Genomic DNA, 18,538 nt, shown 5'->3' on the forward strand with positions numbered 1-18,538 from the left:
GATGCCGTTCAGGACCTTGCGATCATCGACCCGGGCAACGCCGCGCGGCTTGTTCGGCAGCAAGGGCTCGATGATCGCCCATTCAAAATCAGTCAGTTCGTAGCGGCGCTGGGACATGACAAACTCCTTGCGGAGCTTGAATCATCCTTCACCCTGCGCCGCTACCGATTTATGAGTTTGCGTCCTAGCTCACCCGGGGACCCAGATCAAAGGTGTTCCGCAACGCCGTTTCCAGCACGGAAGCAGCGGCAGCGACCGTTGTTGCGACGAAAATCAGAAACAGAGCGATGGCAACGCCTCCGGCGATGTCGTCCTGACCGCGGACAATGACAATGAACCAGGCCTCTGCCGCCAGTAGCAGCGCCACCAGCGATATCGCGCAGTACCTGATCACCCGCAACGCCCTGATCGAGTCCGGCGTGAACACCTTGTTTCGCCCGATGCGTCCGAGCAGCATGAACGCCTGGTACAGCGCCACGAAGAAGGGAAGGGACGCCAAATACGCGAGCGCCAGAAACGGGTCGTTGAAATACACCTGGAAGAGGGATGCATTGACATTCCTGCCCTCGAGGTGGGGCTCCCAGAGCATTGCGGCGAGAGCGCCAACGCCGAGGAGTACGATCACTGCCTGAAGGAACATCACGGCGCATCTTCTCACGGCGACCGCCTCCCAAAGGATGATCCGGTTGCATATCGGTATATTGCCCGCACTCCGCCATCAGGTATTTGCAGTCCGAACGTCGGCCCGGGCCCACGTCACGCGCACCCGGGGATCGAACTTGTCGACCCCGGCGCTCGAGGCAGCCGTCTTGCGGTCCGGCCACTGAACAACCGAAATGGGGCGCGAAGCGGGCATCGCAGGCGCGGCATCGTGAGGGCGCGGACGGCCTGGCCGGTTGCACCTCCGCCGCGCCGCGGGATTTGAACTCGATGCACCGGACGGCCTACACTCCGCCGGGCCGTGGTCAGGGTCGCGCGACGGCGACGGGAGAAATCAGGGGAGAGCGTACATGAGAGTTCCAGTTCTGATCGCCGTCGCCGCCTTGCTGGCGGCATGCGGGGGCAGGGACAGCGAGAATGCGGTCCCGATCGACACCATCGTGCCGGTCGATGTCGCAGACCTGGTCGGGGCCAAGGCGGCCGACGGCGAGACGCAACTGAAGGAGCGCCGCTACGAGGTGACGCGCAACGACGGCGCGACGGCCTACTGGTGGAGCGGCAGCAGGGGAAGCTGCCTGCGCGTGGTGATGGCGGACGGACGCTACCAGTCGGTCGAACCGGTGGCGCCGACACAATGCAGTTCGACGGCCGGCAAGAAGCCGGTCACCTCCGACGCCGGCGAGGCGCCGGCCGATCTCGTCAGCTTCGTCGGCGCCAACGGCGGCCAGTCCGAGTCGGCCCTTCAGAACCTCGGATACGAGGCGACCCGCACAGTCGGTCTGACCAGCTACTGGTGGAACCAGGCGACCGGCGTCTGCGCGCGGATCGTCACCGCCGACGGGCGCTACCGCACGATAAACACGGTCGCCGAGAGCAACTGCAAGGCGTAGCGGTTCGAGCCAGGGCGTCTCTGGCGGCGCATTTGCGCAGGCGCGGGATCCGACCAGCGCACATCGCAGGCTGCGCCTGAGGGTGACGCGCCTGCGTAGACATCGAACCTGTCCGCACGGCGTGAGCAGTGACCTGTCCCAGCGCTTCGGGGACCGGCGGCCAAATCGCGCTTGACGACATACCGACTGGTTGGTATGTATCGGCGCCAAGGGAGAACGCCATGTCCACTCAGCCCGCGAAACGGGACGCCCGGTCCAAGCTGCTCGATGCCGCGCTGTCGGTTATTCGGACGAAAGGCTACTCGGCCACGACCGTGGACGAGCTCTGCGCGGCGGCGGGCGTAACCAAAGGGGCCTTCTTCCACCACTTCCGGTCCAAGGAAGAACTCGGCGTCGCCGCGGCGGAGTACTGGTCGGAGACGACGGGTGCGCTGTTCGCGCAAGCGCCGTATCACGATTGTGCGGATCCGCTCGACCGCGTGCTGGGATACGTCTCCTTCCGCAAGGACCTGCTCGAGGGTGGCGTGGCCGACTTCACCTGTCTCGTCGGGACAATGGTGCAGGAGACCTACCAGTCGACCCCGGCGATCCGGGATGCCTGCGAGCGCAGCATCAGCGGCCACGCGGAGACGCTTGAATCCGATATCGAGGCGGCGATGCGGGTGCGGAACATGTGCCCCGACTGGACGCCGGCCTCGCTGGCACTCCACACCCAGGCCGTTCTCCAGGGAGCCTTCATTCTCGCCAAGGCGAAGGGCGGCCCGGCGATCGCCGCCGACAGCATCGATCATCTCACCCGGTATCTGCAGCTGCTGTTCAGCCCGGCCACTACCGACCCTCAGTCCTGAATCCATAAGGAGGAATTCGCCATGCCCAGCACCATCCGACTTCATAGAGTCATCGCGGCCAAACCGGAAAAGGTATATCGCGCCTTTCTGGAGGCCGATGCGGTGGCGAGCTGGCTGCCGCCGTACGGCTACCTCTGTACGGTCCATGGCCTCGACCCGAAGGTGGGCGGCGGCCACAGGATGTCTTTCCGGAACTTCACCACAGGTGAGAGCCATTCCTTCGGCGGCACCTATCTGGAACTCGTGCCGGGCGAGCGCCTCGTCTACACGGACGCCTTCGAGGATCCGAACCTCCCCGGAGAGATGCGCGTCACCGTAACGCTGAAGGCCGTATCGGTCGGCACCGAGGTCACCATCGAGCAGGAGGGCGTTCCCGACGTGATCCCGCCGGAGGCCTGCTACCTCGGATGGCAGGATTCGCTGGAGAAGCTTGCCAAGCTCGTGGTTCCCGAGATCAACCAGTAGCCGCGAGGAGCGTGCACGTCGCGCAACACCGGCGGCTGATCCCCCGCGGACGAAGGGTCGCCTATAAAAGATCAGGCGGCCCGGGTCCGGGGAGATCGAAAAATGAAAGCGGCAACCGACACGCCGCAGACAGCGGGAGCCTTCCGATGATCCCGACCATCACCGCCTTCGAAGAATCTCCGGACCGGGGCAGGGGCCTGGCGCGCGACATGCGCGTGCGGTGGGCACTCGAGGAGGTGGGCCAGCCCTACGACGTGCGGCTCCTGTCGTTTGCCGACATGAAGCAACCGGAGCATCTGGCGTTGCATCCGTTCGGCCAGATCCCGACCTACCAGGACGGCGACCTCGCCCTGTTCGAGACCGGCTCGATCATCCTGCATGTCGCCGAGCGCCGTGCCGGCTTGTTGCCGCCGGATGCGAACGGCCGGGCAAGGGCGATCACATGGATGTTCTGCGCCCTCAACACGGTGGAGCCGCCGATCGTTGAACGCGAGGCAGCCTCGTACGCGGAGCGGGACAAGCCGTGGCACGAGGACCGCCTGCCGGTGATGGAGGAGCGCATCCGCGGCCGCCTGGGCGCGCTGTCCAGCCGGCTTGGAACCGCCGACTGGCTCGACGGCAGTTTCAGCGCCGGCGACCTGCTGATGGTCTCGGTGCTGCTCAGGTCAAGATCTTCGGGCATCCTGGACGAATTCCCGGCTCTGTCGGCCTATGTCGCCCGAGGCGAAGCGCGGCCGGCCTACGAACGTGCATTCGCCGCGCAGCTGGCGGTGTTCACCGGCCTGCCAGCGCCGGACTGAACCTGGTCGGCACCGGTTGCCATGCCGGTTGCCGCAGCCCTGACCGTGCAGTGGTCCAAATGCGCCGGACAGCCGTATCTCCGAAAACCCGCGGGGTCGAATACCGGAGGATCGGATGAGGCGCGACGCAGGTATTACGGTTCTGGCAGCGCTCGCCATGGCGACAGTGGTCGCGGCGGCCGTTCCGGCGATTGCGGCGGTCTGTCCCGAGGGGGAAACCAAGTTCAGGAACGGCGTCTTCTACACCTGCACCTGTTACGGCGGCGGCGACGGCGGGAAGACGTGCTTCTGGAAGCCCGACTGACCGACGCCACGGTCAGGTCGCGGCGTCGAATTCTCATTGTCCCGGCCGCGCCGGCTGCGGAATGCGGTTAGCCGGCTTGAAATATCGATCGTTCCGTGATAGCAATATTGCGCGCGAGGGGCGGCCCATTGGGTATTGTCTGCGATGGCCGTCGCTTATTTTTTTGATGTATCAAGTATATTTCGAGACGTGACGGCTTTTCGCTCCCATAGAGGAGTTCGATACAATGAAAGCCAGTTCCAGATTTTCGCATGGATACTTTGCATTCGTCATGGCAGCTGCGGCATGTGCGCTACCGGCCACGGCCGGAGCTCAGGACGCGTCGGGCAACACCGGCAAGTCGCGGCCCGTTCCCGAAGCGAGCGGACATATCGGAGGCTCGATAGAGCGGGCCAAGTACAGCTGGGCCGACGACACCGTGACCACGTCGTCGACCACCTACGTCAACATCCCGAGCATGGCCAGGACGACGAAGACCAAGCGGAAGGGACCGCTGATCGTGATCTTCTGCGCGGAGGCGCACGCAGACGAAGGAGAGGCAGTCTGGGTGCGGGTCCTGCTCAACGGCTCCGACATGCTGCCGGATTCCAGCGGCCAGAACGTCGTCTTCGAGGGCGACAACGGCTTCTGGTATCAGTCGAAGTGCTTCACCTGGGCGAAGAAGGTGCCGGCCGGGACGCACACGATCCAGGCGCGCTACCTCAGCGCCAACGGCGGGCCCGTCGGCCTTGACCAGAGATCGATGACGATCCTGCAGCGCTGAGCGCCCACCGTCGGTTCTGACAGATTGCCAAGCGGCCGCTCTCGCGGCCGCTTCGGCGCACGGCGGCGCCTCTGATGCGTGGCACGCCGCCGGCCTCCCGCCTACCTGCGTTGACACTCCGGCGCGGCGGCCATAGCGTCGGAGACGAACTCGCCGGAGCACGCGCCATGACACTGCAAGCGTTACGCACGGTGCCTGCGACAGCCAGGCGCCTCGACCGGTAACCGGATTCCGGACCGGTTTCACGTGCGCCTCCGAACCCCGTTCGGGGGTTTTTCGTTTGCAAGGCCGCCTTCGTCAGGCGGCGCCCCGCCCTCCGGTCCCAGCCGATGCTCCCTGCAGCGACGTCCCCGCCGAAGCTGAGCACGCTGATCCTGCTCAGCGGCCTGTCGGTGCTTTCTCTGAACATGTTCCTGCCGTCGCTGTCGAACATCGCGGCGGCGTTCGAGACCGACTACGGGCTCGTCACGCTGTCGGTCGCCGGATACGCCGCGGCGACCGCGGTGCTGCAGGTCGTCATGGGACCGCTGTCGGACCGTTTCGGCCGCCGCCCGGTGCTGCTGGCGGCGGTGGCGATTTTCCTCGTCGCCTCGCTCGGATGCGCTCTTTCGACCAGCATCTGGTGGTTTCTCGGCTTCAGGCTGCTTCAGGCGGTGATCATATCCGGCTACGCGGTGTCGATGGCGGTGGTGCGCGACGTGGCGCCGGCGCAGAAGGCGGCGAGCCTGATGGGCTACCTGGCGATGGCCTGGGCCGTGGCGCCGCTGATCGGACCGAGCCTCGGCGGGGCACTCGACGGTCTGTTTGGCTGGCGGGCGAGTTTCTGGACGTTCTTCGGGCTCGGCGTTGCGGTGCTGGCGCTGTGCTGGTTCGATCTCGGCGAGACCAATGCGACCCCGTCGGATTCGATCGTCGGGCAGTTCCGGTCCTATCCCGATCTGGTCCGCTCGCCGGCGTTCTGGGGATATTCGGTCTGCATGGCCTTCTCGATCGGCGCGCTCTATGCGTTCCTCGCCGGCATCCCGATGGTGGCCGACACGGTCTTCGGCCTGCCCCCGGCGGCGATCGGGCTGGTGATGGCGACCACGACGTCCGGCTTCATTCTCGGCAGCTTCCTGTGCGGCCGGCTGGCGGCGCGTGCGCCGCTGGCCACGATGATCCTGGCGGGGCGGCTGATCGCGACGGCGGGGCTGGCGGGCGGGCTCGCCCTCGTGCTTGCCGGGATCATCCATCCGGTCGGCTATTTCGCCGCGCCGCTGCTGGTCGGCCTCGGCAACGGCCTGACCATGCCGAGCGCGAGCGCCGGTGCGATGTCGGTGGAGCCGCGGCTGGCCGGCAGCGCGTCGGGGCTGTCCGGGGCCCTGACGGTCGCCGGCGGCGCGCTGATGTCGGCGATCACGGGAGCGGTGCTAAGGCCGGACAACGCTGCCGCGATGCTGATCGCCGCCATGCTGGCGAGCACGCTCGTCAGCCTGGCCGCGGCGCTCTACGTGTCGCGGCTCGAGCGGACGTCGCCGCGAGATGCGTAAAATTCATTGCGCGATTGTGTTTCTGTCGTCCGTTGAATAGGCCTAGTGGGGGGTCGCCATCGGGGACGGCTCAGGGGGAAACCTGTCAACGAGGGCTGGAATGAAACGTCTGCAAAACCGTCTATCTGTCCTGGGGATCGCCGTGGCCACGGCCCTGCTGGCCGCACTTGCCGCCGCCCCGGCCGAGGCCAAGTCGAACAACAAGGGAATGTCGACGATACCGCTCAAGGTGGTGAACAAGTCCGGCCAGTCCGGCAAGCTGTACGTGCTGGTGATCGGCCAGTCGGGCAGCGACTGGTACTACGTCAAGGACAAGAGCGGCAACGTCACGAAGTTCGCCGACAATCTGGGGTATTCCGCCTATGGTCTGAAATTCGGCTCGCAGCAGAAGTTCACGCTGCGGATCCCCGAGCTGGTTCACTCGCGCGTCTACTTCTCGTTCGGGCAGAAGATTCAGCTCAACACCGGCTCGACCGGGGCGCCAAGCTCGCCGGCGGGCTGGACAAGCACGGATCCGAACTACAACACGCTGTTCGACTGGTTCGAATACGGATGGCAGGTGCAGGATCCGCCGATCTCGACGCTGCCCCCGAACGCGACGCTGCTGAACGGCAACCAGACCGAAGTCGACATGATGGGCATCCCGATGCTCTACACGTTCAAGGGCGTCGACGCGAACAACAGCAAGACGACGGTCAAGGGCGGCTTCTCGCAGAAGGGCGCCAGGACCAAGATCTTCAATGCGATGAAGAAGGCGGGGCTGCCCTGGTCCCATCTCGTCATCGACACCCGCGGAGGCCAGCCGCTTCGCGAAATCTCGCCCTACAACGGCATCGACAGCGGCCGGTTCTCGCCGACGCAACTCGACGCCTACATCAATTCGGTGTGGAGCAAGTACACCGGTTCCAAAAAACTGAAGGCCAATACAACGGGCCCCGACCAGAGCTTCACGGGATCCGTCAACGGCAGCGGCGTGCTGGTGTTCACCCGGTCGACGGGCGGCACGATCTCGTTTCCCAAGCCGACAACCGAAGAGGCCTATCGCGGCCAGTTCACGGCGACGCTCTCGGATCCCTCCGACGGTGATCTGAACACCGCGGCAGGCGAACTCGTGACGATGCTGCAGGCAACGTTCATGCGCACCACGATCCTGGCCAAGGGCAACATCAGCAACTGCCCGACGCCCGGCAAGGCCTACTACAAGAACGCGCCCGTCAACCAGTACTCAAAGATCATCCACGAGTATGCCTACCAGAAGAAGGCCTATGGCTTCGGATACGACGACGTGTGCAACCAGTCGAGCGACGGCCAGGTGTTCCAGCCCACCAAGGTGATCCTGAACATCCCGCCATTCGACAAGTAGCAGCGCGGAAGGCCCGCATTCGACAATGGAAAGGGCGCCCGCGGGCGCCCTTTCTCGTTTCCGGCGCTTTATCGACTGCGGCCAGGGCCATATAGGAGGGCAATGCAGCCGCACGACACCGAAGATCCGATCGCCCGCGCGTTCGGCTATCCCTATCCCCGTCATCCCGGCCCGGTGCTGTTCGATCCGGCCACAGGCGCCCACGAGGCGCATGTCGTCGACATCGGGCCCGAGCGCGAGCACGCCGTCGCCGGCCTGGCGCGGCCGCTGCCGGCACGGGCGGTGGCCGTCCGCGTCGCCGGGCAGACGATCGAGATCGACGATGCCGTGGCACTGGTGGCGGCGGGCTCGAACGGCTCGACCGTGCAGCTTGCGCGGAAATACCGCGAGCGGCGATCCGCCCGGCCGACACTCATCGCCCCGGCCACGGTACGCGGCGCGGTCAGCGTCTATTCCGCCCACATCACGTCCTACGGATCTGTGCCGGCCACGATGCACGGCGCGGGCGGCGCGTCAGCCGACCTGCATGTCCTGCTGCTGCCGGCGGAGGAACTCGCCCACATCAACGCGACGGAGTCGCTGGGGGTAAACTACGTGCTGGCGGCGCCGCACGGCACGGCGGCCACGATCGAGGCGGTGACGCTGTCGCGTCCGCTCGCATACGTATCGAAGCGCGGCGCGCTTTCGATCGACGGGTCCCCGTCGCTGCTCGCCGGCACGGGCGGCAGGGATGCCGGCTACCCGGCGGCCGACCAGCGCGAGATGATGGCGCGGGTGCAGCGCCATGTCGGCGACGCGGGGGCGCTGGAGGAGTTCGTCCGCGCCATGATCGCCGACAGGCAGCGGCGCCTCGCGGTGACGGCGCTGCTGGCGGAGACCGCGGAACCCTGGATGCTGGAGGAAGATGAGATCGTCGGGGACGGGACGCAGGCGTGAGCGTCGGAGGCTCGTAGCCCTGATCGGGAGCAAACGGTCATCCGGGAAGCCAACCCGGATCCACACCCGCGGTCCCGGATTGCACTTCGCTCCATCCGGGCTACGGAAAAAACGGTGGTCAGCGAACCCCGAGAATGCCGCCACCGGGAACCTTGCCGCGCAGGCGCGACAGGCCTTCCTTGGCGGGCTCGTAGCCGGCGTTGATCGACAGAGCGCGGTTGTAGGCGTCGACCGCCTGGACGTAGTCGCCCTGCTGTTCGAGCGCGATGCCACGGCTCGTCCACGCCTCGTAGTAGCGCACGTTGATCTGCAGCGCCCGGTTGAAGTCCTCGAGCGAGCTGTCGATGTTGCCGAGCGCCAGGTTGGACAGACCGCGGCCGTGATACGGCTCCGGGGCTGTCGGATCGAGGCCGATCGCGGTGGTGAAGTCCTCGATGGCGAAGTTGTGCAGGCCGCGGGTCTGGTAGATCAGCGCGCGGTTATGGAATCCCTGCGGGTCGTCCGGCTGCAGGCGGATCGCCCGGTCGTAATCGGCGAGCGCCAGCGAGATCTGGTTCTGCTGCCGGTAGACATTGCCGCGGCCGATATAGGCCGGCGCATAGCGGGGCTCGGTCCTGATCGCCCGGTCGTAGTCGGCCAGCGCCTTGTCGAACTCGCCAAGCTGGCGATAGACCAGCGCGCGGTTTGCATAGGCCTGATGGAAGGTCGGATCGAGCTGAAGGGCGCGGTTGAAATCGTCCAGCGCCTCCTTGTAGCGGCCGGAGGCGCCGTACGCGGTGCCGCGCACGTTGTAGGCGCTGGCGTCGTTGGGAGACCGTTCGACGACTTCCGTGAGAGAGGCGATGTTTACCGAAGCGCCCGCGAAGGTGCCCGAGTCCGCCGAGGCGAAGGTCTCGCCCGGTGTCGTCTGGCAGGAGGCAGCAACCAGCCCCACCGCGACCAGCGCGCCGGCCGTGAACAATCCGCGTGTCGCGGAGTACAATGGTGTCATGGGTGGCGCGGCCGGCATCGATAACGGCAAGGGCAGGCTCCCCCCTAGTGGAGCGAATGTGACATTTGATCCCCACTTGCAGCAAGTGCCGCATCAAATGTCAAATTCAAAAGCTCCACTAGAATCATATAGTTGCTAGTGGTCCCTGGAATTCAGACATTTGCTCTCTGACTCGCTTCAGCGGGATGCAAATGTCGGAATCCGACCACTAGCCGCTCATTGCGGCGGCAATTGGATCGGCGACGGATCAGGGAGATGGGGCCGACTGGAATGGGACGTGCCCGGCTCAGCGTTTGCGCTTGCCAGGGATCAGTCCCTCACGCTGTGCGCGCTTGCGGGCGAGCTTACGGGCCCGGCGGATCGCCTCGGCCTTTTCGCGTGCCTTCTTCTCGGATGGCTTCTCGTAGAAGTTCCGGAGCTTCATCTCGCGGAAAATGCCCTCGCGCTGCATCTTCTTTTTCAGCGCCCTGAGAGCCTGGTCCACATTGTTTTCGCGAACGATAACCTGCACGCGTTCACCCTTCCCGTCGTCGTCAAAAGCTGTCTGGGTTCTTGTTTCAGCCCGCCGGCCATTTACGGGCCGCCGGCACGAAGCCTGCGACACCACCGTGTCACGAGCTCAAATCGCGCGCCGCAATACCAGAGATTTCGACCCAAGTCCACTTGGACCGCGCAAACAACGTCAATAAAACAACCGGATGACAAGTCTCACGACCCGCGAGGACGTAGTCGGGTGACGTGGCCCATCTTGCGGCCCGGCCGCGTATCGCTCTTGCCGTAGAGATGAAGCGCCGCTCCCGGCTCGGCGGCGAAATCCCGCCACCGGTCGGCATCCGCGCCGATCAGGTTGACCATTTCCGCGTCGGCGTGGCGCTCCGTCGAGGGAACAGGCCAGCCGGCCACCGCGCGGACATGCGCCTCGAACTGGCTGATCGCGCAGGCCTCGATCGTCCAGTGGCCGGTGTTGTGCACGCGCGGCGCGATCTCATTCACCATGAGGCGTTCGCCGCCGGCGTCGCGAATTACGAACATCTCGACGGCCAGCACGCCGACATGGCCCAACTCCTCCGCGATTTGCCGAGCGATCTCCACGGCAGCAGCGGCCGTCGCCGGCGCAATGCGCGCGGGAACACGGCTGATCCGCAGGATGCCCGCCTCGTGCACGTTCTCGACCACATCGTAGGCCGCGAAATCGCCGGCAACGCCGCGTACAGCGACGACGGACACCTCAAGAGCGAAGGGTACCAGCGATTCGACGATCGCCGACGCCGCCGCGATCGCCTCCCATGCGGCATGTGCGCCATCCAGGGTATCGATGCGCGCCTGGCCCTTGCCGTCGTAGCCGAAGCGTCGCGTCTTCAGCAGCGCCGGCGTGTCAATGTCGGCGAGCGCCGCACAAAGGTCCTCCGACCGGTCGACAGGGCGCCACGGCGCGGTGCCGATGCCCAGACCCTCGACCAGCGTCTTCTCCGCCTTGCGGTCCTGACACACCGCAAGCGAGCGCCCGGATGGGCGGGCTGGCAGCCTGCCCGTCAGGATCTCGACGGTGCCAGCCGGCACGTTCTCGAACTCGTAGGTGACCGCGTCGCACTCCGCCGCGAACCGCTCCAGGGCCACTGCATCGTCATATGCGGCGACAGTATGACGGGCGGCGACGGCGAAGGCGGGGCTGTCGGGATCGGGGCAATAGACGTGACAGGACAGCCCGAGCCGCGCAGCATCCATCGCCAGCATGCGGCCGAGCTGCCCGCCGCCGAGGATGCCGATGGTCGAGCCCGGGGGGAGGGGATCACCGGCCACAGCAATTCTCCGGGGCGGCTCGTTCTACGGACATCGCAGCGAAGCGCAATCGCATCGGGCGCATCGCAAGGTCCTTGCGCCCCGACAAGGCCGCGTGTCCAGTCAAGAGGTGGCGGGCGGTTCTAGGCATCGTCCGAGGGGCGTTCGGCGACGGCCTCGGCCTGCCTGGCGCGCCAGGCATCGAGCCGGTCGGCCAGCGCCGGATCGCCGAGCGCCAGCACCGAGGCTGCCATCAGAGCGGCGTTGATGGCTCCGGCGCGGCCGATGGCCAGCGTGCCGACGGGAATGCCGGCCGGCATCTGGACGATCGACAGCAGGCTGTCCTCTCCCTTGAGCGCCTTCGACTCGATCGGCACGCCGAATACCGGCAGTGGAGTCAGCGCGGCGGTCATGCCCGGCAGATGTGCAGCCCCCCCGGCCCCCGCGATGATCACCTGGAAACCGGCAGCCCTGGCGTTCGCGGCGAAATCGAACATCCGCCGAGGCGTGCGATGCGCCGAGACGATGCGCGCCTCGTAGGCGACGCCGAGCGCGTCCAGCGTCTCGGCGGCATTGCGCATGGTCGCCCAATCGGACTGGCTTCCCATGATTATGGCGACAGGCGGCGTTGCGGCCATCGATCCCTCCCCGGAAAAGGCGGCGGATTATAGGGACGATGCCACGCGGAGCAAGCAAACCTCCCCCGCGACGCCGCAACACCGACGCCCCCGACCGTATGCGTGCCGGGGTCGATGGATTCTCGCGCCCGATGTCGGCGACACTGCGGCCATGATGACGTTACGTGAGCGGCCCGAACTTAACATCTAAAGATTGGTTAACGATTTCCATGCCAGCTTGTACCTTGCGAATCGAGCAGGGGGCGCTGCATGGAACCAGAACGCAGCCACGATCAGGCGCTTGGCGCCGAGCGGGCGGGGCAGGGCGAACTGCGCCGGCGCCGGGGCCGGCGCAATTCGGACGGCGTACTGAGGGAATTCGAGTCGCCTGCCATTTCAGACGACGTGCGCTCCGTCGTCTTCCAGCTGACGCGTCGGCTCGACGAACTGACCGGGGAACTTGACCGGACGCGCCGCCGGGTGATCGAGCTGGAGACGCTGACGGACGAGGATTCGCTCGTCGCCGCCCTGAACCGGCGCGGCTTCAGGCGCGAGCTCGGCCGGATAATCTCCGTCATCAAGCGGTATCAGTCCCGATGCGGTCTCCTTCATGTCGACGTCGAGGGGCTGAAGTCGATCAATACGTCGTACGGGCACGAAGTCGGCGATGCGGTGCTGATGGCGCTGGCACGCCGGATTCGCTCGCAGGTCAGGGCCTCGGACGTGGTCGGGCGGATCGCCGGCGACGCGTTCGGCGTCATCCTGCTGTCGGCGGGCCAGAAGGATGCGATGAGCAAGGCGGACCTTCTGGCAACCGACCTGGCCAAGCCGTTGGTGACGGAAGAAGGATTGTCGGTATCCGTGTCGGTGAGAACCGGTGCAACGGACATATTCGCAGACGACACGCCCGGCGCCGCGCTGATCAGGGCGGCGGCCGCCGCCAACCGGATGGACGGATAGCGCCGCCGCTCAGGCGATGATGTCGGGGGTCAGGCGATCCTCGAGATGGGCGATCCGGTCCTTCAGGGCGAGCTTGCGCTTCTTGAGGCGTTTGATCTGCAGACTGTCGCCGGCGCTCGAGGTATCGAGTGCGGCAATCGCACTGTCGAGGTCGCGATGCTCCTGGCGAAGATCCGCCAGTTCCTCGCGAAGGGCCTCGTCGTCCGTGTCGCTCATGAAAACCCGATCCCCCGAGCGGCCGCCTGAAGCGGCGTCGCGCGATCATACCAGATTGCGCGGGGACAGGGCCACACACGGGCAGGTCATGGAGGTTGTCCACACCGTCTCCCCGGCGCGGCGCGGATTTTGACAGCCGGCGTTCCAAAAATTCGACATGATTCCGAGCTTATGTCACACTGACGTAACCTTCATTGCGGCAAGTGGGAGGTTCTGCATGACAATGGCATCGCATCTGGCCGAGCTGGTCGAGAAGCATCAGGCTCTCGAACGTTCGATCGAGGAAGAAATGGCGAGGCCTTATGCCGACAATGTCCGGGTATCGGACATGAAGAAGAAGAAGCTCAGACTGAAGGAAGAAATCGAGCGGATCCGGTCTGACGGGCACTCGATCCACTAGTTGGTGAACGTGTGCCGGCGGAATGCCGGCGGGAAGATTTGCTGGATACGACGAAGCGCTCGCCGTAAAGCGGGCGCTTTTTTATTTTTCGGACCGATGTATCCTCGCCGCCGGCTTCGTGTCGCCGCCATCGCGAATCGGTGCGCTGCCGCCCGGTCGTGAGCATTCGCCCGTTCGGCTAACAGGATATGGAGGCGGACCTGGATACGCTGGACTGGCAGGATTTCGTGTCGAACCTGGCGACGCTGTGGGTCGTGCTCGACCCGATCAGCACGGTCCCGGTCTTTCTGGCCCTCACGCCGGGCATGGACGCCGGCTCGCGGCGGCGGCTTGCGACGAAATCGGTGCTGATCGCCACCGGCATCCTGCTGGCCTTCATGATCGCCGGGCAGGTGCTGCTCGATGCGCTCCGGATACCGCTCTATTCGTTCCAGATCGCCGGCGGCATCGTCCTGTTCCTGTTCGCGCTGCGCATGATCTTCGGCGAAACGAAGCCGCAGCATGCCGAAACGATCACGGCACCGGCGCCGGACGAATCGATTGCCGTGTTTCCGCTGGCGATCCCCGCGATTGCCGGGCCGGGTGCGATACTGGCAGTGATCCTGCTGACGGACAACGAGCGCTACTCGTTCGGCCAGCAGGTCGACACGGTGGGCATGCTCTTCGCCATCATGCTGGTGCTGTGGCTGGCCTTGCTGTCGGCCAACTTCATCAGCCGGGTGATCGGCGCCTCGGGGGCGAACGTGATCGCGCGGGTGATGGGGCTGCTGCTGGCCGCGGTGGCCGCCAACAGCGTCCTGCAGGCGGCGAAGATCTACATGACTACCCTCGCAAGCGGCTGACGGGGCCTGCAGCGAGAGCGGCCGGGCGCCGTGAGGGTCAGCCGTACATCAGGGCGAGATGCGCTGTCAGGGCCTGCGGTGACGGCGGCCGGATGCACAAGCCGAGATGGCCGTCGGGACGAACCACGCACAGCGTCGGCACGTCGGCCGAGAGCCGCTCGTGCAGCGAGCCACCGGTATCGAATACGACATCCTCTCCCATGTCGTTCTGCCCCGGCGATGCGCGCCTGACCGCGTAGAGGGCGAGGTCATCGTCGCGGGCCGCGGCCTCCCGCAGCGCATCCAACTGCCTGGCGAGGTCGCCGGCGCTCGCCTCCGCGGGAAACAGGAAGACGGTCATGCCGGAGGGCGCGAGCAGGTCGTGCAATGCGACGGGCGCCCCTCGGCGGACCAGCCCGGGGACGTCTCCGACGCGGCAGCCGGGTTCGGTCGCTCGAGGCGAGCCGGCCGGCGCGTCGCCCGCCGCCTCGACGATCGGGCTGTCGCGATAGGCGAAGCCGAGTTCGGACTCCGCCAGCGCCGCGAAGCTGCGACCCTCGCCGGTCGACAGGAAGTCGTAGAGCTCTTGCCGAAGCTCCCGGCCCTCCACCGCCATCCGCGCGTAGGCTTCCTCCCCGGACGCGACGATCTCGCGGTCCGTGGAGCGGCGTTCGGCCTGGTAGGACCCGAGCAGGTCCTCGCGGGCCTTGCCGGCCATGATCGCCGCGAGCTTCCAGCCGAGATTGTAGGCGTCCTGGATGCCGGCGTTCATGCCGTGGCCCTCGATCGGGTTCGACGCGTGCGCCGCGTCGCCGGCAAGCAGGATCCGACCGATGCGGAAGTCCCTGGCCAGCCGCGAATGGCAGCGGAAGAACCCGGGATCCTGCGGGTCAGTGAGCCGCGCATCGGGGCAGATCGCGCGCAGGCGTTCGCCGGCAACCTGCAGAGCCTGCGGGCCGGTCATCCTGCCACCCGTGGCGCCGGTGTTGAAGTAGATGCGCCAGCGGTCCTCGCCGAGCGGAAACGGGATGACGATCGGCGCGTCGAGCTGTGCGCAGACGATGTTGCGCGGCTTGTTCCAGCCGGCCAGGTGCGTGTCGAAGACGGCCCAGAGCCCGGGATGGTCGGTGCCGTCGAAATCGCCGCCGACCGCTTCGCGCACGGCGCTGTGGTAGCCGTCCGTTCCGACGATCCAGGAGGCCTCCAGTTCGTGGTCCCTGCCGCCGGACCTGAGGTGCGCGCTGGCCCCATCTGCAGCCTGGCTGAGGCCCACGAACTCGACGCCGTAGTCGACGCTGCCGCCGAGTTCCTCGAGCCTGTCCGTCAGGATGCGGATGACGTCGGATTCGGGAAGTGACAGGATGTGCGGGAACGGCGTGTCCAGTTCGGCGAACCGGTAGCCCGCGACCTTCCTGCCGTCCGAATACAGGTCCACGCCATCGACGATCTGGCCATGTTCGTACAGGCGCGGCGCCAGTCCCAGCCCGGAGAGGATTTCCAGCGTCCGCGGCTTGATGAAGATCGCCTGGCTCCAGCCGACCGGTCCGGCCAGCCGGTCGATCAGGTGGAAGGGAACGTTGCGACGGGCGAGTTCGATGGCCAGCACCAGCCCGGTCGGGCCGGCGCCGACGATGAGAACCGGATCGAGCCGGGACCGCTCAGCCCCGGCCATTCGCGTATCCGCCCGTCATACCGCCTTCGCCATCTCGCGCAGCACGAATTTCTGCACCTTGCCGGTCGAGGTCTTCGGCAGTTCGGCGAAGACGACGTGGCGCGGTACCTTGAAGCGGGCCAGGTGCTGGCGGCACCACTCGATGATCTCCTCGCCGGTCGCCTCGGCCCCCGGCCTGAGCTCGACGAAAGCGCACGGGGTCTCGCCCCACGTGTCGTCCGGCCGGGCGACGACGGCGACGGCCTGGACGGCGGGATGCTTGTAGATGACGTCCTCGACCTCGATCGAGGAGATGTTCTCGCCGCCGGAGATGATGATGTCCTTGGAGCGGTCCTTGAGCTGGATGTAGCCGTCGGGATGCGTGACGCCGAGGTCGCCGGAGTGGAACCAGCCGCCGGCGAAGGCCTCGGCGCTGGCCTTCGGGTTCTTCAGGTAGCCCTTCATCACGACGTTGCCGCGGAACATCACCTCGCCGATGGTTTCGCCGTCTGCCGGCACCGATTCCATCGTCTGCGGATCGCGCACCGACAGCGCTTCGAGGGCGGCGTAGCGGACCCCCTGGCGCGCCTTGCGGGCGGCGCGGCCGGCGCCGTCGAGCGCGTCCCACTCCGTCTTCCAGTCGTTGACGACGGCGGGGCCGTAGGTCTCGGTCAGGCCGTAGAGGTGGGTGACGTTGAAGCCGTTGTCGGCCATCGCCGCGAGCACCGCCTCGGGCGGCGGCGCGGCGGCGGTGAAGAACTCCACGGTATGGTCGAGGTCGCGCTTGTCCTGCTTCGCGGCATTGAGGATCGTCGACATGACGATCGGGGCGCCGCACAGGTGGGTGACGCCGTGGTCGGCGAGCGCGTCCCAGATCGGCTTCTGGCGCACCGCGCGCAGGCACACATGGGTGCCGGCGATCACCGACAGCGTCCACGGGAAGCACCAGCCGTTGCAATGGAACATCGGCAGCGTCCACAGGTAGACCGCGTGCCGGGGCATCGAACCGGTCAGCACGTTGCCCTGGGCGAGCAGGTAGGCGCCGCGGTGGTGGTAGACGACGCCCTTCGGGTTGCCGGTCGTGCCCGACGTGTAGTTCAGCGAGATCGCGTCCCACTCGTCGTCGGGCATGTGCCAGGGGTAGTCGGGATCGCCCTCGGCCAGGAACTCCTCGTAGTCCAGATCGCCGAGCCGCTCTCCGTCCTGCGGGAACTCCAAATCGTCGTAGTCGATGACGAGCGGCCTCGCCTTCGCCAGCGACAGCGCTTCCCTGATCGTGGCGGAGAACTCCCGGTCGACGATCAGCACCTTCGTCTCGGCGTGATCGAGGGTGAAGGCGACGACCGCGGCGTCGAGACGGGTGTTCAGCGTGTTCAGCACCGCCCTGGTCATCGGCACGCCGTAGTGGGCCTCGAGCATCGGCGGGGTGTTGGCGAGCATCACCGACACCGTGTCGCCCTTGCCGATGCCCCGCTTCGCCAGCGCCGAGGCGAGGCGGCGGGCGCGGGCGTAGAACGCGGCGTAGGTGGTGCGGCTCGCGCCGTGGATGATCGCGGTGCGGTCGGGGAAGACGGCGGCGGAGCGCTCCAGGAAGCTGAGCGGCGTCAGCGGCTGGTAGTTGGCGGGGGTCTTGTCGAGGTCGTGATCGTACGGACTCGCCACGCTGGTCCTCCCTGGCCGATCCGAAACTGCCGGCGCGCGCCGGGTCGCGGTGACGCTATCGCGGTCGCCGGAGCGTGACAATCAATCCCATCAGCGCCGCGGCGGTGAGTCCACCGCTCACAGCAGCGCGCTTGCCCCGTCCCAGATCAGCTTCAGCGACACCAGCAGCAGACCGACATAGACGACCCGGTAGAAGGCGTCCGGCCGGATCCGCTTGACGGCCCAGACGCCGACCAGGGTGGCGAGCGGGGCGAGCGGCAGCAATACGGCCGACGTCCACAGGTTGGCCGGGGACAACTGGCCGAGGAAGAAGTAGGGGACGACCTTCACCGCGTTGATGACGGCGAACACGATGATGGCGGTGCCGGCGAACACCTTCGGGTCGAGTCGCAGCGGCAGCATGTACATCTGGAAAGGGGGCCCGCCCGCGTGGCTGACGAACGAGGTGAAGCCGGTCAGCGCGCCCCAGAAGGTGCCCTTCAGCCGGTTGTGCGGCTTCGGTTCGGCGCGCTTGCCGGCCCCGGCATAGTAGTTGACGCAGAACAGCAGCACGACGATGCCGACGATCAGGCGGACATGGGCCTCGGTGACCCAGGCCGCCGTGGCCCAGCCAACGGCGATGCCGAGCATCGCGGCCGGCACCATGATCGCGATCGCGCGGGGATCGAAGGTCCCCCGCCAGGCGAACAGTCCGACGACGTCCATGCAGATCAGGATCGGCAGCATGATCGCCGCGGCCTGCACCGGGGAGACGACCAGCGCCATCAGGGGCACCGCCAGCATGCCGAACGACCCGCCGAAGCCGCCCTTCGCCAGTCCGGCAAGCAGCACGCCGGGGATCGCGGCCAAGTAGAACCAGGGATCGGTGATCATGACGGGTCCG

Annotated in this window: 21 protein-coding genes and 1 pseudogene; 12 read left to right on the forward strand and 10 right to left on the reverse strand. The window is 66.5% G+C overall.

Annotation, left to right across the window (positions count from 1 at the left end):
- Together V3328_RS21220 and V3328_RS21225 are read right to left on the reverse strand one after the other, a co-directional pair.
- Positions 1–117, reverse strand: a pseudogene (locus tag V3328_RS21220) (IS5/IS1182 family transposase); the annotation flags it as partial.
- A gap of 67 nt (positions 118–184) precedes the next feature.
- Entirely contained in the window at positions 185–640 is a 456-nt protein-coding gene (locus V3328_RS21225) for a DUF2975 domain-containing protein (RefSeq protein ID WP_340331727.1), read from the reverse strand.
- Between the two features lie 370 nt (positions 641–1,010).
- Between V3328_RS21225 and V3328_RS21230 the strand changes: the two genes are divergently transcribed.
- From V3328_RS21230 to V3328_RS21270, 9 genes are all read left to right on the forward strand, one after another.
- Complete coding sequence (locus tag V3328_RS21230; RefSeq protein WP_340331728.1) at positions 1,011–1,550, forward strand: hypothetical protein; 540 nt, start codon at positions 1,011–1,013, stop codon at positions 1,548–1,550.
- Between the two features lie 221 nt (positions 1,551–1,771).
- The gene (locus V3328_RS21235; RefSeq protein WP_340331729.1) at positions 1,772–2,398 is read left to right on the forward strand and encodes a TetR/AcrR family transcriptional regulator; all 627 of its coding nucleotides are present in this window, start codon (positions 1,772–1,774) and stop codon (positions 2,396–2,398) included.
- A 21-nt stretch (positions 2,399–2,419) separates the two neighbouring features.
- The gene (locus V3328_RS21240) at positions 2,420–2,863 is read left to right on the forward strand and encodes an SRPBCC family protein (RefSeq protein ID WP_340331730.1); all 444 of its coding nucleotides are present in this window, start codon (positions 2,420–2,422) and stop codon (positions 2,861–2,863) included.
- A 146-nt stretch (positions 2,864–3,009) separates the two neighbouring features.
- A complete protein-coding gene (locus V3328_RS21245; RefSeq protein WP_340331731.1) occupies positions 3,010–3,663 on the forward strand; it encodes a glutathione S-transferase family protein in 654 nt (217 codons plus the stop codon).
- Between the two features lie 115 nt (positions 3,664–3,778).
- Entirely contained in the window at positions 3,779–3,967 is a 189-nt protein-coding gene (locus V3328_RS21250; RefSeq protein ID WP_340331732.1) for a hypothetical protein, read from the forward strand.
- Between the two features lie 226 nt (positions 3,968–4,193).
- Positions 4,194–4,730: a hypothetical protein gene (locus tag V3328_RS21255; protein WP_340331733.1), complete on the forward strand. Its 537-nt coding sequence runs from the start codon at positions 4,194–4,196 to the stop codon at positions 4,728–4,730.
- Positions 4,731–5,059: 329 nt separating this feature from the next.
- Positions 5,060–6,259, forward strand: a complete 1,200-nt coding sequence (locus V3328_RS21260; RefSeq protein ID WP_340331734.1) for a multidrug effflux MFS transporter — start codon at positions 5,060–5,062, stop codon at positions 6,257–6,259.
- A gap of 100 nt (positions 6,260–6,359) precedes the next feature.
- Positions 6,360–7,622 carry a beta-1,3-glucanase family protein gene (locus V3328_RS21265; RefSeq protein WP_340331735.1) on the forward strand — a complete coding sequence of 421 codons (1,263 nt, stop codon included), beginning with the start codon at positions 6,360–6,362 and terminating at the stop codon, positions 7,620–7,622.
- A 102-nt stretch (positions 7,623–7,724) separates the two neighbouring features.
- Complete coding sequence (locus V3328_RS21270; protein ID WP_340331736.1) at positions 7,725–8,558, forward strand: hypothetical protein; 834 nt, start codon at positions 7,725–7,727, stop codon at positions 8,556–8,558.
- 118 nt (positions 8,559–8,676) lie between these two features.
- Here the strand turns inward: V3328_RS21270 and V3328_RS21275 are convergent, their stop codons facing one another.
- The 4 genes from V3328_RS21275 to purE all read right to left on the reverse strand — a co-directional run bounded on the left by V3328_RS21275 (position 8,677) and on the right by purE (position 11,966).
- Positions 8,677–9,519, reverse strand: a complete 843-nt coding sequence (locus tag V3328_RS21275) for a tetratricopeptide repeat protein (RefSeq protein ID WP_340331737.1) — start codon at positions 9,517–9,519, stop codon at positions 8,677–8,679.
- A 316-nt stretch (positions 9,520–9,835) separates the two neighbouring features.
- Positions 9,836–10,060: a 30S ribosomal protein S21 gene (gene rpsU, locus V3328_RS21280; protein WP_340331934.1), complete on the reverse strand. Its 225-nt coding sequence runs from the start codon at positions 10,058–10,060 to the stop codon at positions 9,836–9,838.
- Between the two features lie 197 nt (positions 10,061–10,257).
- Positions 10,258–11,349, reverse strand: a complete 1,092-nt coding sequence (locus V3328_RS21285; protein ID WP_340331738.1) for a 5-(carboxyamino)imidazole ribonucleotide synthase — start codon at positions 11,347–11,349, stop codon at positions 10,258–10,260.
- A gap of 122 nt (positions 11,350–11,471) precedes the next feature.
- Positions 11,472–11,966: a 5-(carboxyamino)imidazole ribonucleotide mutase gene (gene purE, locus V3328_RS21290; protein WP_340331739.1), complete on the reverse strand. Its 495-nt coding sequence runs from the start codon at positions 11,964–11,966 to the stop codon at positions 11,472–11,474.
- Between the two features lie 249 nt (positions 11,967–12,215).
- Here purE and V3328_RS21295 point away from each other — a divergent pair, with 249 nt between their 5' ends.
- Complete coding sequence (locus V3328_RS21295; protein ID WP_340331740.1) at positions 12,216–12,905, forward strand: GGDEF domain-containing protein; 690 nt, start codon at positions 12,216–12,218, stop codon at positions 12,903–12,905.
- Between the two features lie 9 nt (positions 12,906–12,914).
- On the opposite strand, the gene V3328_RS21300 is transcribed toward V3328_RS21295, so the two are convergent.
- On the reverse strand, positions 12,915–13,121 hold the full coding sequence (locus tag V3328_RS21300; protein ID WP_340331741.1) for a YdcH family protein: 207 nt from the start codon (positions 13,119–13,121) through the stop codon (positions 12,915–12,917).
- 217 nt (positions 13,122–13,338) lie between these two features.
- Between V3328_RS21300 and V3328_RS21305 the strand changes: the two genes are divergently transcribed.
- Both V3328_RS21305 and V3328_RS21310 read left to right on the forward strand, forming a co-directional pair.
- Positions 13,339–13,521, forward strand: a complete 183-nt coding sequence (locus V3328_RS21305) for a YdcH family protein (RefSeq protein ID WP_340331742.1) — start codon at positions 13,339–13,341, stop codon at positions 13,519–13,521.
- A gap of 188 nt (positions 13,522–13,709) precedes the next feature.
- Positions 13,710–14,363, forward strand: a complete 654-nt coding sequence (locus V3328_RS21310; protein WP_340331743.1) for a MarC family protein — start codon at positions 13,710–13,712, stop codon at positions 14,361–14,363.
- Positions 14,364–14,400: 37 nt separating this feature from the next.
- Here the strand turns inward: V3328_RS21310 and V3328_RS21315 are convergent, their stop codons facing one another.
- From V3328_RS21315 to V3328_RS21325, 3 genes are all read right to left on the reverse strand, one after another.
- Entirely contained in the window at positions 14,401–16,014 is a 1,614-nt protein-coding gene (locus V3328_RS21315) for an FAD-dependent monooxygenase (protein ID WP_340331744.1), read from the reverse strand.
- A gap of 15 nt (positions 16,015–16,029) precedes the next feature.
- Positions 16,030–17,655 carry an acyl-CoA synthetase gene (locus V3328_RS21320; protein ID WP_340331745.1) on the reverse strand — a complete coding sequence of 542 codons (1,626 nt, stop codon included), beginning with the start codon at positions 17,653–17,655 and terminating at the stop codon, positions 16,030–16,032.
- 117 nt (positions 17,656–17,772) lie between these two features.
- A complete protein-coding gene (locus V3328_RS21325; RefSeq protein ID WP_340331746.1) occupies positions 17,773–18,528 on the reverse strand; it encodes a sulfite exporter TauE/SafE family protein in 756 nt (251 codons plus the stop codon).
- Positions 18,529–18,538 lie beyond the last annotated feature (10 nt).

The organism is Microbaculum marinum, assembly GCF_037855135.1.
GTDB lineage: Bacteria > Pseudomonadota > Alphaproteobacteria > Rhizobiales > Tepidamorphaceae > Microbaculum > Microbaculum marinum.

What these genes read in the sequence shown, in the direction of transcription:
- V3328_RS21265 (WP_340331735.1), top strand. Translation starts at nt 6,360, where the DNA reads ATGAAACGTCTGCAAAACCGTCTATCTGTCCTGGGGATCGCCGTGGCC.
- V3328_RS21260 (WP_340331734.1), top strand. Translation starts at nt 5,060, where the DNA reads ATGCTCCCTGCAGCGACGTCCCCGCCGAAGCTGAGCACGCTGATCCTG.
- V3328_RS21295 (WP_340331740.1), top strand. Translation starts at nt 12,216, where the DNA reads ATGGAACCAGAACGCAGCCACGATCAGGCGCTTGGCGCCGAGCGGGCG.
- purE (WP_340331739.1), bottom strand. Translation starts at nt 11,966, where the DNA reads ATGGCCGCAACGCCGCCTGTCGCCATAATCATGGGAAGCCAGTCCGAT.
- V3328_RS21305 (WP_340331742.1), top strand. Translation starts at nt 13,339, where the DNA reads ATGACAATGGCATCGCATCTGGCCGAGCTGGTCGAGAAGCATCAGGCT.
- V3328_RS21230 (WP_340331728.1), top strand. Translation starts at nt 1,011, where the DNA reads ATGAGAGTTCCAGTTCTGATCGCCGTCGCCGCCTTGCTGGCGGCATGC.
- V3328_RS21235 (WP_340331729.1), top strand. Translation starts at nt 1,772, where the DNA reads ATGTCCACTCAGCCCGCGAAACGGGACGCCCGGTCCAAGCTGCTCGAT.
- V3328_RS21245 (WP_340331731.1), top strand. Translation starts at nt 3,010, where the DNA reads ATGATCCCGACCATCACCGCCTTCGAAGAATCTCCGGACCGGGGCAGG.
- V3328_RS21225 (WP_340331727.1), bottom strand. Translation starts at nt 640, where the DNA reads ATGTTCCTTCAGGCAGTGATCGTACTCCTCGGCGTTGGCGCTCTCGCC.
- V3328_RS21310 (WP_340331743.1), top strand. Translation starts at nt 13,710, where the DNA reads ATGGAGGCGGACCTGGATACGCTGGACTGGCAGGATTTCGTGTCGAAC.
- V3328_RS21325 (WP_340331746.1), bottom strand. Translation starts at nt 18,528, where the DNA reads ATGATCACCGATCCCTGGTTCTACTTGGCCGCGATCCCCGGCGTGCTG.
- V3328_RS21240 (WP_340331730.1), top strand. Translation starts at nt 2,420, where the DNA reads ATGCCCAGCACCATCCGACTTCATAGAGTCATCGCGGCCAAACCGGAA.
- V3328_RS21270 (WP_340331736.1), top strand. Translation starts at nt 7,725, where the DNA reads ATGCAGCCGCACGACACCGAAGATCCGATCGCCCGCGCGTTCGGCTAT.
- V3328_RS21300 (WP_340331741.1), bottom strand. Translation starts at nt 13,121, where the DNA reads ATGAGCGACACGGACGACGAGGCCCTTCGCGAGGAACTGGCGGATCTT.
- V3328_RS21250 (WP_340331732.1), top strand. Translation starts at nt 3,779, where the DNA reads ATGAGGCGCGACGCAGGTATTACGGTTCTGGCAGCGCTCGCCATGGCG.
- V3328_RS21315 (WP_340331744.1), bottom strand. Translation starts at nt 16,014, where the DNA reads ATGGCCGGGGCTGAGCGGTCCCGGCTCGATCCGGTTCTCATCGTCGGC.
- V3328_RS21255 (WP_340331733.1), top strand. Translation starts at nt 4,194, where the DNA reads ATGAAAGCCAGTTCCAGATTTTCGCATGGATACTTTGCATTCGTCATG.